This is a genomic window from Butyricicoccus sp. OF10-2 (assembly GCF_003481925.1).
In the GTDB taxonomy this organism is placed as follows: Bacteria; Bacillota; Clostridia; order Oscillospirales; family Butyricicoccaceae; genus Agathobaculum; species Agathobaculum butyriciproducens.
This window is the reverse complement of sequence record NZ_QUMC01000020.1, coordinates 13,796-24,988: the sequence shown is the minus strand read 5'-3', so window position 1 is coordinate 24,988 and position 11,193 is coordinate 13,796. Positions and strand designations below refer to the sequence as shown.

11 protein-coding genes are annotated in these 11,193 nt (G+C 49.1%); 9 read left to right on the top strand and 2 right to left on the bottom strand.

All coding sequences use genetic code 11. The annotated features are described in order from the left end of the window. The first annotated feature begins 8 nt into the window (after positions 1-8). Entirely contained in the window at positions 9-1,163 is a 1,155-nt protein-coding gene (locus tag DXB00_RS10880; protein ID WP_119214906.1) for a hypothetical protein, read from the top strand. Here DXB00_RS10880 and DXB00_RS10875 read toward each other — a convergent pair. Further along, on the bottom strand, positions 1,160-2,290 hold the full coding sequence (locus DXB00_RS10875) for an AbiH family protein (RefSeq protein WP_119214905.1): 1,131 nt from the start codon (positions 2,288-2,290) through the stop codon (positions 1,160-1,162). The genes DXB00_RS10880 and DXB00_RS10875 overlap by 4 nt on opposite strands. Positions 2,291-2,400: 110 nt before the next feature. On the opposite strand from DXB00_RS10875, the gene DXB00_RS10870 reads away from it, so the two are divergent. After that, the gene (locus tag DXB00_RS10870; protein WP_158581307.1) at positions 2,401-3,141 is read left to right on the top strand and encodes a class D sortase; all 741 of its coding nucleotides are present in this window, start codon (positions 2,401-2,403) and stop codon (positions 3,139-3,141) included. Positions 3,142-3,158: 17 nt separating this feature from the next. Here the strand turns inward: DXB00_RS10870 and DXB00_RS10865 are convergent, their stop codons facing one another. Further along, complete coding sequence (locus tag DXB00_RS10865; RefSeq protein ID WP_119214903.1) at positions 3,159-3,386, bottom strand: hypothetical protein; 228 nt, start codon at positions 3,384-3,386, stop codon at positions 3,159-3,161. Positions 3,387-3,429: 43 nt separating this feature from the next. Here DXB00_RS10865 and DXB00_RS10860 point away from each other — a divergent pair, with 43 nt between their 5' ends. Genes DXB00_RS10860 through DXB00_RS10830 form a run of 7 tightly spaced genes read left to right on the top strand, consistent with a single transcriptional unit; the run spans position 3,430 to position 11,098 of the window. After that, positions 3,430-3,801, top strand: coding sequence for a hypothetical protein (locus DXB00_RS10860; protein ID WP_243107206.1), 372 nt, complete (start codon positions 3,430-3,432; stop codon positions 3,799-3,801). A 51-nt stretch (positions 3,802-3,852) separates the two neighbouring features. Beyond that, a complete protein-coding gene (locus DXB00_RS10855) occupies positions 3,853-6,018 on the top strand; it encodes a conjugal transfer protein TrbL family protein (RefSeq protein ID WP_442861378.1) in 2,166 nt (721 codons plus the stop codon). Then, entirely contained in the window at positions 5,993-7,219 is a 1,227-nt protein-coding gene (locus DXB00_RS10850; protein ID WP_119214901.1) for a C39 family peptidase, read from the top strand. Before DXB00_RS10855 ends, DXB00_RS10850 begins: the two co-directional genes overlap by 26 nt. A 9-nt stretch (positions 7,220-7,228) precedes the next feature. Continuing rightward, positions 7,229-7,525, top strand: coding sequence for a helix-turn-helix domain-containing protein (locus tag DXB00_RS10845; protein ID WP_119214900.1), 297 nt, complete (start codon positions 7,229-7,231; stop codon positions 7,523-7,525). After that, a complete protein-coding gene (locus DXB00_RS10840; protein WP_119214899.1) occupies positions 7,518-7,895 on the top strand; it encodes a PrgI family protein in 378 nt (125 codons plus the stop codon). The genes DXB00_RS10845 and DXB00_RS10840 overlap by 8 nt, the downstream gene beginning before the upstream one ends. Continuing rightward, positions 7,834-10,494 (top strand): VirB4 family type IV secretion system protein, encoded by a 2,661-nt coding sequence (locus tag DXB00_RS10835; protein ID WP_119214898.1) that lies wholly within the window; start codon positions 7,834-7,836, stop codon positions 10,492-10,494. The genes DXB00_RS10840 and DXB00_RS10835 overlap by 62 nt, the downstream gene beginning before the upstream one ends. Further along, positions 10,487-11,098, top strand: coding sequence for a hypothetical protein (locus DXB00_RS10830; RefSeq protein ID WP_119214897.1), 612 nt, complete (start codon positions 10,487-10,489; stop codon positions 11,096-11,098). The genes DXB00_RS10835 and DXB00_RS10830 overlap by 8 nt, the downstream gene beginning before the upstream one ends. The last annotated feature ends 95 nt before the right edge of the window (positions 11,099-11,193 follow it).

Here is an 11,193-nt window from a genome sequence, read left to right as displayed (position 1 = left end):
GGATATTTATGATGAAAAAGAGACTGCGGTGGCTGATGATGCCACTTCTTGCCGCACTGCTTGTCAGTGCGGCAGGCGCAGCAGAAGCTGGTACGGAACAGGTGTTGCTTGACGGAGATCAGGCTGTTTTTACGCCGGTCAGTGTAGAACCGATTGAGATCAACGGTGTTCCGACCTTATCCAAGACATATGAAATGCCGCCGGACTTTGATCCGGCGGCACTCAAAGAGCAGCCTTTTGAACAGGATGGCTATTGGTATCGCTATGAGCGCATGGATAAGACTGTGCACCACAAAACGGAAACGCAGGATGCAGAGGATACAGTAACACTTGATGCTTCATCTGCTGATTTATCCGCTGTTATCGACAAATTTCCGGTAACCAAGTCATATACCAAGGATGGTTATATCGGTGATTTGACACTGGATTTGCAGAGCATCAAAGTAGAGACAACCGGATACAAAACAGTGACGGACAGCCATCCTCACAGCGTAACCAAAACGTATGAACTGCCGTATAATGATCGCTCGCTGGTACCGGAATCGGTACAGGCTGATGGATTAAGCCTGCCGCGCACCAGTTTGAGCTGGTCACCGACTGTCAATGTCTCGGATTCTGATGTGCCGGATAGCTGGACAGCAACAGCGGTGTACAGTAAAACAACCTATACCAGCCGTCAGGTGGCGACCGGCTATCGGGCCAGTGCGGTGTACCGTGGTACACTCAGCAAAACCAGTGTAGATCATGTGACATATACAGTTACTTACATTGGCAGTAAGCTGCCTATCCTGCCGTTTCTTGATCCGGATGTGACGATTTCACAGATTATGATCGTCTGCGGAGCGGCTGCCTTACTGCTGCTGTTGCTAATTCTCTGGGTGATTCGATACATTCTCTGGCATACGGCGCGCGTTTATGTGTATAACGAGGAACGCCGTATCCACGATGTCGTGAGCCGCCAGTTTGTGCGGGTCCGCACACCGAGAATACGGCTGAGTGCGCTGCAAGGCCATGCAGAAACGGAATATACCGTTATCCTGCGTCGCAAGCTGGCAAAGCGTCTGATAGGGCGTGATATTGCCATAGAAACCGGCGGCGAGGCACAGCATCATGTGGTGGAAGCGTTTGTTGGTAGTGATTATGCGTTTGGGGTGATAATTTAAGACAAAGCAGAAGTTGGCTTAAAAATAAGTTTATCGGAGTTAGTAAGCTGTATTAAGATTTCTTTTCCTAATATTTGTATTAGATTAAGGATATATGAATTGAGTACTTCTGACGTATGCTCTTTAGGTTCGTGATAATATATGGTTGTTTGGCTGGATTGAAGTATAATATCTTTTAGTATATCCTTATCTGTCACATCGAGCGAGTGACCGAAAATAGTGGTGTTTTTTAATTCATGATTATTGGTACAACCACCTCGTCTGCCATTCTCTTTATCAATTTTTTGAAACCAATTCTGATATTCTGCACCGGTTTTACAAATGATTCTTTGAAAATACTTCTTAAATTGAGCATATTCTAAGTTAGTATTACATAAGGGTTCTTCCAAAGAGTCATGAATACCTAGCACAATGTTAACTGAGGAATCCGGATCATTTCTTATGCGTCCATGAATATATGATTCCCTTGCTTTCTTGCTTTCCGTACCTTTCTCATTTATCTTGTAGATGCGCTCATAAGTATCCGTATAATTAAAACTAAGGACGTAGTCAAATTTTTTCTCTTCAAAAAAATTAAGCGTATTCGATATATTTTTTTGATTCTCAAACATTAACTGCAAATAAAGATCAAACAGCGTCTTAAGTTCATCTAGTTGTTTAAAGAGTGTATCGGGATTCCGAGTTATACATATGTGCTCACATTTTCCAATGAGTGCGGTTAAGCTAATTGTTACCGGATCTAAAACTGAAGGACTGTTCTCGAGAGAAGAAATAACAACATAAATCATTTCCTCACAATCAACCCATCGTTCACTTTGCTTGGATAAATCATACATGCTCAAGATTTTAACCCATATATTTTGGGTGTTTATTGCGTTGCCTAAAACTTCTGCAAGTTTTGCTGCTACGGGTGAAAGATTGCCAGGTTGCTCATAATAAGCAAGTTTTATTAGATTGATAACCTGGGGATAACTTTCACCAAATTCTGTATTTGATTTTCTGAACCATTGGCCAGATTCCCAATTATTACGCCTAGTAAGGCAGCGTAAGAAGCAGGTGAAATCATTATACTTTGTAGGCAGTCCATGAGCGATGTCAAATCCATTTCCAATAACCAACAATTCCATAATATGCACCTCAATATTAGTTTTATAATATAACTACACATCATAGTGAAAGGATAAAATAAATGAATATTATAAAATCAGCCTGCAGTATGTGTACTTGTATAAGCATTATGATGCAAGTAGCCACTGCTCTCGAATACCACTACGCAGCAGATCTCTACCCCAATCACTTTTACGTCTCAACCTCGTCCAACCAAGCCTTAGATATTGACAGTGCAGACGATTCGGGTGGAGCTTCTATCATCATCCCGTCGGACAGCATGAGCACTGATGCAGGCAGCACAACACCGTGTGAAGGTTCGCCGGTGATTCCCGTTGGTTCATACATAGACCCGTGGGGGGATGCCGTAGAACAGCAGATCAATACAGATGAAAAGCTGAACGGTCTGGAAGGCATATCGTTCAACCGGCTTGCCGATACAGCTACAAGCAGCGACAGCTACACTGCACAAACACAGCTTGTCAGCACTAACGGTCACTTCGGCGCTGTCTCCGTTGGTAATCGCAAGCTGTTTGCGTATGTCTATCCCGGTGCAACCTATGAAAGCATGCGAAAAGGCTCAGGCCATGTAGACGGTACATCCACTTGGAATGGCAATGTCGCACTCTGCGGACACAATCGAGGTTCGTGGCCGTATTTCGGTACACTGAAAAACGTGCAAATCGGCGATATTATCACTTACCGGACATCACTTGGCGTGAGAACCTATCGAGTTATCTCGGCAGGGCGTATTGGGGCAACTAATACCTCCGTCTTGAATCCTACATCGGATAACCGAATCACACTGCTTACCTGTATTGCCAACGAACCGGCTTACCGGCTGTGTGTCATCGGAAAAGAAATCAAATAATCGTAACGGAAGCTCATTCAGCTTCCGTTTTCTATTTCTCCGCACTGCTCCGCAATGCGCTGAGCACGCTTAACGATTTCCTGCCGCCAATTTTGCTGCAGTGAACGTGCCTTATTGGCTATGAGAGAGATCTGTTGGGCTTCTGTCTTCAGCTTCATAGATCGTTCGCCTGTTTGTAAACGATTCTCTAGAGTTTCCAACTGAATCACCAGTTGAGAAACATTCAGTTCTACAGTCAAAGACATAAATTCTACTCCATTAAAAATTCTATCGAAGGGATATTTCACTATGAATAAAAAGAAAACTATCAACTATTCGCTGCTCATGAAGCGGTTATTTCTTGTATACCGCATTGCACTATTGGTACTTATGCTTGCAGTCATCTTGCCGCATGCAGGCGCCGTTGATGACATGTGGGTTGTCGCAAATCGTATTATCAAGGATGTATATACCAAGATTGCCGGTGTATCCACAGTGCTCGCCGGATTGATGTCCGCTGTCGCAGTCATTGGCGCAAAAATGTCTGGAACGCAGCAGAAGGCCGACCAGGCGTGGGACTGGCTTAAACGCGTCTGGCTTGCCTGGGTCATTATCAACGGCATCGGCGCATTTATCGCTTATGTCCGCCCGCTGTTCAACGGTCTGGCTACGCTAGATTAAGTACATTATACGAAATTCGAGGCATTATGACAAGAGGAAGGAGGTAATCCTATTCTAGAAAAACTTATCAAAGCCTTATGCGAATGGCTTGCTACCATGTGGTACGAGATGGTAGAGCAACTGCTTCAGCAGCTTTTGACACTGCTCCGTGCGGATACATCTTATTTTGCCGCACGCGTACCGATCATCAAGGAAATTGCCACCATTCTTCTTGCGGTTGGATGGGCACTGCTGATAGGCAATTTAGCATATCAAGCACTGCGTTCTATGGTATCCGGCGTTGGAATCGAGGCTGAAGATCCCACGCGTCTGTTTCTTCGGACTGCAATGTTCAGCTTTCTGCTGGTATGCGCCAGACAGATATGCAATATCGGACTAAGCCTTACAGCGGTTATTATGCGATTGCTCCAAATGCCGCGTGCAGTTTCCTTTACGCCATTTGATGAAGATTTCTTTAGTTTACTTCCGAATGCAGGCTGGCTGGTGGTCATCGTAGTCAATGTGTATATCCAGTGGCAGATCATCAAGCTGTTTTTCGAGGTCGCGGAACGGTACGTTATTCTATGCGTACTCATCTACTGCGCACCGTTGGCTTTTGCAATGGGCGGTTCCAAAAGCACGGCCGAGATTTTCCGCGGGTGGCTGCGAATGTTTGCATCTATGTGTACACTAATGGTTCTGAACGTGATGTTTGTCAAAATGCTGCTCTCTGCCATGTCTAATTCACCGACCGGTGTTGCTATTGTACCGTGGGTCATGCTGATTACCGGCATTGTCCGCACTGCAAGAAAACTGGACAGCATTGTGCTGCGAATTGGGCTTAATCCGGCATCGACCGGAGATCCGCTGGGACACCATCATATTCCGGGTATGCTCAGCGCGCTGATGTTCCATCACGCGGCAGAATTTATCAAAAACACCATTTCTAATCCACCGCATGCAACCAATACAATGCAGCCGCGCTATTGGGATCCGCTTGCATACGGTATAGATCGTCAGGTCACTACCGGGCGTGTCGCCGAGATCGGTGCACCGTCTGGAGCCAGTACGCAGACAGCATCGGCAGAGATTAACAACAATGCTGAAAGCACTGTAAATGTCAGCCGTTCGGCCGGAACTGTGCCGCAGCGCACAGCACCGGTTCATGCACCGCACCAATATGCAGATATCAGCATCGACGCAGATGATTTTATTGACGGCGAAAGCGTTTCGCATGTAAGCAGTACAAATCCGACAGTTTCTTCTCGCGTTTCGCCTATTGCGCCGCATGTTCCGCCGCTTCCGCATAATTTTGCTGAAACCAAGCCGCCAATCTCTCCACAGACTGGCCGGCCGCCTATTACACCGCAGACACAGCAAGCAAATAACAAAACGCAGACTACACAGAATGGTCCGCAAAATATTGTACAAAATGCCAATGCGCAGAACGCAGCAGACTCTCGTCTTACGGAACACGGTACAGAGCAAAATACTTCGCTTCAGCCGCAAACGATTGAGCACAATACGCAAACGGAGAAAAACAGCGGTACGCACGGACACCAGTCCGGTCGAATCAGTCCGGTTACACCGCCGCGTCCTGCAATGACTCGTGATACATCGAAAACAGAGCATGCTGCAGCAGGACATACTTCCGCGCAAGTGCATTCCAGCCGTGAGCAGAAAACTGTCAGTCATGTACAGAATCAGGCAACCACCAAGTCGGCACCTATTATGCCGAATACATCGCAGAACAGCCATACCACAAGTACACCGGTACCTGTTCAAACACCGCAAAATACCGTTCCTGCTTCTGATCATACTGTCACTCCTGCAACGGCACCGAAGACCGTTTCTCCGGCAAAGCAGGAGCATACACATCCGAGCACACCTGCACACGCAGCCAAAACGGATGTAATATCGCAGCGCACATCAGTACAAACAACGAAACCGGATGCAACATCGCGGCGCACACCTGCACACGCAGCAAAACCGGATGTGACACCGCAGCGTAATCGAGGAGTTTCTGCTGCTGCAAGACCGGATATTTCTCCTGTTGCGGCACAGAATCCTACGGTTAATCCTCGGCAGAACCGCAGCAAATCACTCAATCCAACCTCTCCGGTTTCGCCTGCATCTCAACCGCATACATTGCGCCGTACTGCAGAGCCGGTTAAGCGAAAGGACATAACGCCCAGAAACGGAGGTGACCGCAATGCAAGACGAAAACGCAAGCCGTAAACAGGCATTCTTGTCTGCTGCACGAATCGCACAGTCGGCAATGACCGGAGGTCTGCATGGTGCCGCTGCTGCAACAGCAGTTGAAGCCGGGAAACGGCTTGTAAAGCCTGTGCTCGCCGCTTCTGCTGTCCTGTTCGGGATACCATTGTTGTTTCTGACAGGGATACCTTGTAATCTGTTTGACGCACCCAGTGTGAAATCGGCTGATATTCAGGAAATGACCGCACAGGCGCAGAACCTGAATGCCTCGTGGAAACGGCAGCGTTCACTGGAACAGCAGGCGGTCGATCTGTTCGTATCGCTGTTGCCGAAAAACATAGGATTCCTGTCTATCGAAACACGGCTTGGCAACACCAACGACTACTGGCAGGTGGCGATTACATCGGTTTTGAACGAACAGAATGTAGCCTTACTGAATGAGGATAAGATCGTTCAGACCATGAAAGACAAAATGCAGTACAAGCTCGAACCTAAGTATAAGGATGGCAAACTGGTTGGCTACATACTCGTAATTTACGATATGACACCGGATGAGCTTATGGACAAGCTGGGATTCGACGATCAGCAGAAAACGTGGGCCGGACTTATCGCAGACACGATTTCGGACAGTGACTACTCTGCGCCGGTTGGTTCAACAGACAATTCAGCTGATGCAGATTTGTCCGACATTGTATTTACCGGTCGCGGCAACTCCAAAGACGTGGTGTATTTCAGCCAGTATGACAGCCGCTGGGGCAGTCAAATGTATGGCAAAACCAACACTATTGCCGGAGCAGGCTGCGGACCGAGCTCACTTGCAATCTGTATTTCTACATTAACCAACAAGACGGTTACACCGCCGGAAGTGTGTGTGTGGTCGGTCAAGACCGGCCATCGTTGCGAGGGATCGGGCAGCTACCACAGCCTGATTCCGGACGGTGCCGCCCACTGGGGCGTGCCTTGCCGCGGCATCGGTCAGAGCAAGAAACAGCTTGTGCAGGCTTTACAGGATGGCAAACTGGTCATTGCGATTATGAGTCGTGGTCATTTTACGCGCGGCGGGCATTTTATTGTTCTGCGCGGAATTACCAGCCAAGGCAAAATTCTGGTTGCAGACTGCGCTAGCTATGAGCGTAGTCAAAAAGAGTGGGATATTAACATATTCCTAAACGAATGTAATAAAGGTGCCGCTTCCGGCGGACCTTTCTGGGTATTGGGATAGGAGGAAAAAGTGAACGAAGACTATTACAATGGACAAGTGCTGCGATTCCGGGCATTTCGGATGAAATGTCGAATTTCGCTGGCTGAATTATCACAGGCAAGCGGAGTCAGTATTCAGCGTATCAGCAAGATCGAGTTGATGGATTGTCCAGTCACGCCGTATGTTGTCGAATTGCTCACACGCGCGATTGAAATCGTGCTTCTCCGGCGTAGTGCCGCTGCGGCCTTGAATGTCGCAAAATATCGTGAACAGATGGGGCATCTTTTTGAACCGGTTTCAGAATGGGAGATGATTGCAGATGAATGACGAAGATACCTACTTTATTCCGACAAATTTCACAGATGCAGGGCGCGTATTCGGTATGTTTGAACTGCGGAACTGCATTGAAGCAGTCATTCTGGCTGCGCCAACACTTGGTATCTGCATGTTGATCGCGCATCAGCTGATGGTATCGCTTACAATCAAGCTCATTATTTCACTGTGCTTGCTCGTGCCGGTCTGTGGTTTTGCACTGATTGGTATCCGCGATGACTCACTGAGCCGATACCTGTCCGTGTACTTCCGTTGGCGGCGGCACCGCCGAATCATCTTAAACAAAGGAGAAACGATCAAATATGAACATAAAAGACACGATTTTTGGCGCGCAAAGCCCGCAAAAACTCGCCGCCGCAAGTGATGACCTGCAGGGCAGCCTGCCGATCGCAGACATTGACCGTGGCATTATCTATACAAGGGACGGCGGTCTTGTCGGACTGTTTGAAGTGCTGCCAATGAACTTCTTCTTGCAAAGTACCTCTGAACGTGTCCGCATTGTCGGAGCACTTGCCGCATGGCTCAAGATCGCACCGAGCAGTGTGCAGATTCTCGGGCTCTCGCAGCTGGTCGATGTTGAACAGTACACGCGGCGTATGCATCAATATGCCGCAGCCGAGACAGATGCAAGCTGTCAGGCATGCATCGAGGACAATATCGAGCAGGTCCGCGGTATGATTCAAGGTGGTGCCTTCACCACACGCTTTTTTGTCGCATACCGGTTTGAACCGGATATGGCCCCTGCGGCCAAGACACCGGAACAGCGTGCAGATGCGCTCTACCAAATTGCGGATACCGCGAAAGGCTACCTTGCACGCTGTGGGTTGACCGTCGCAGAGCCGCAGTACATCGACAACCAGATGGTAGAAACCGTATTCGGTATGCTTTGCAAGCAGACTTCGCGGAATATCAAGCTGCCGGTAGATTTTCGACTAATGATGGAAGATTACTTTGGTATCCCGACCGAAAGCGATTCGGAAGATGACGAGGAACCGATAAACGTTACAGAGGAAGCTGCCGAGATTCCGCACAAGAAAAAACGCCGGAAGAAACGCAGGAAAGCTAAGAAAAACAAACAGAGAGTAGACCAATCCGACGGCATTACGCGCGTAATGGATCTCATTTGTCCGTCTGCCATTGATATGACGCACCGCGATTATCTGGTGATAGACGGTGTATGCCATGCCTATCTCTACATTGCCGGTTACGGCTATCAGAGCCTTGTACGCGGCGGCTGGCTGGCGGCGCTCGTCGGAATGGGAGATGGTATTTCGCTTTCTACTACTTTATTGCGCCGTCCGAGAGAGAAAATACTGCCGAAAGTCGCCAATTCGACCATTTGGAGCCGCAGTCGTATGCGTGATGTAGATGATACTCGTGCAGACTACGAGCAGATGGGCAGTGCAATCTATGCAGGGCAATACATCAAGCAGCAGATGAATACGGCCAACGAAGATTACTACGATATGTACACGCTCATTGAGGTCACAGCCGCAAACGAGGAACTGCTGCATACTCGTCTGGCGGAGGTCGAACGCCTTTGTGCGTCACAGGATATTATCTGCAAACGCTGTGACTATGTGGAGGAACAGGCGTTTCACTCATTCCTGCCGGTAGTCGCTCCTGCGCCGGAAATCGCCCGCAAAGCGAGAAGAAATACGCTGCTCTCCGGTGCGGCCGGTGCGTTTCCATTTTATTCGATGGAGCTTTGTGAGCAGAACGGTATCCTGATCGGCGAGGACTTACGCAACCATGCAGTCTGTATGCTGGATATTTTTGACGGCAACCGATACAGCAACTCCAACATGACGGTCCTCGGTATGTCTGGCGCTGGTAAAACCTATCTGCTGCAGCTCATTGCCATGCGTTACCGTCAGCAGAGCAAGCAGGTTTTCCTGATTGCGCCGTACAAAGGCTACGAGTACCGTGCAGCGTGTGAGGCTATCGGCGGTCTGTACATCAAACTCGCACCGTCCTCTACGGATTGCATCAACTTTTTGGAGATTCGCCGCCGCACACTGGATGTCAACGCTGAACTGACCCGTACGCGCACTCGTGAAGATTCGCTACTGGCAGATAAGATCAGCCGTCTGCATATCTATTTTTCACTGCTGCGGCGCGGGCTGACCGAGGACGAGAAAAGCCGTCTGGATGTGGAACTCATGCGGTTGTATGAGCGTTTCGGTATTACCCGCGATAATGACAGTTTGTACGATGCGGACGGAACATTAAAACCGCAGCCCACGCCCGCAGATTTTTATAACTTGCTAAGTGAACGCGAGGAAACCAAACCGCTTGCCGGTATTCTCAGCCGTTTTGTCAATGGCTCGGCAGCAAATCTCGGCGGCGAAACCAATGTTGACATGAACAACAAGTATATTGTCCTTGATATTTCAGAGATAGGTAAGGAGCTGCTGCCGTTCGGCACACTTCTGGCGGCGGACATCTGTCTGGATTACTGCCGAATGTCCCGTGCGGAGAACAAGGTCGTCATTCTCGATGAGGTATGGTCGCTGATCGGCGCAGGCTCTAATGCGCAGGCAGCGGAGTTCGTACTGGAGCTCTTCAAGACGGTGCGCGGCTACGGCGCGTCCGCTATTGCCGCCTCGCAGGACTTGGAGGACTTCTTTGCGCTGGAAAACGGCAAATTCGGCAAGGCACTGCTCAACAACAGCCGCATCAAGTTTGCGCTGATGACCGAACCCGAGGAGGCTGCGCTCATTCAGCAGCACTACCACCTGACGGACGAAGAAATGCAGATGCACGCCAATTTCACGCGCGGACAGGCTCTGCTGTGCGCCGGACGGAACCGACTCGGTGTGCAGATCATTGCGTCCCCGCGAGAGCATGAGCTCATTACCACCGACCCGCGTGACATTGCCCGCATTCGTCAGCGCCAGCATATCGAAGAGGCACGCCGCCGAAAACGGCCGAAGAAGGAGGTTCTGAACGAAGATGATTGACATACCGTTTTCCAAAGATTTGGAGAAACTAACGCAGCTCTCCGAGCAGCTGAAACAATCCAAGGATGCACGGGAGTGCAGTTGTCTGGCAGATGAACTGCTCTGCAAAATGGAGAGTACGACGCTTTCAGCAAGACGCTGCCTGCGTGACGTTCTCCGACCCGGTAAGCGTGCACATTTACAGCATATTCTCCCGTATCCCTCCGTAGAGCGGTGTTCGGTAGAAGTGAATCGGAACGGCTGGACACGTATTCGATTGAATACGCTATTGCAGAGCAATCGCCAGTATGTGACCGGATACATCGAAAGCACGCTCCTGCAAATGCTGCATGAGCACCGGCTCGGCGGTGGAAATCTGCCGTGGTATGAACGTGCCTTTGTGGTTATTACAGAGCACACGGAGAAACATCGTTCCGACCGCACGTTTGATCCCGATAACAAGGAATGGAAGTGTGTTTTGAATGCGCTCAAGGGTGTTTTGTTCGAGGATGACAACAGCCAGACCGTCAGTCTGATCTTGGACAGTGTGCCCGATGGAAAGGGCTTTACTGAGATCACTGTGGTGCCTTATTTTGAGGTGCAAAAGTCGTGGATGGCGCGGTAAAAACGGCTCTTCACTCCGGCGGTAGTACCGCCGGAGCTGAAGGGCAAAAACAAAAGATGATTATGTTGGATTTTTAGTAGGATATTCCACTATCC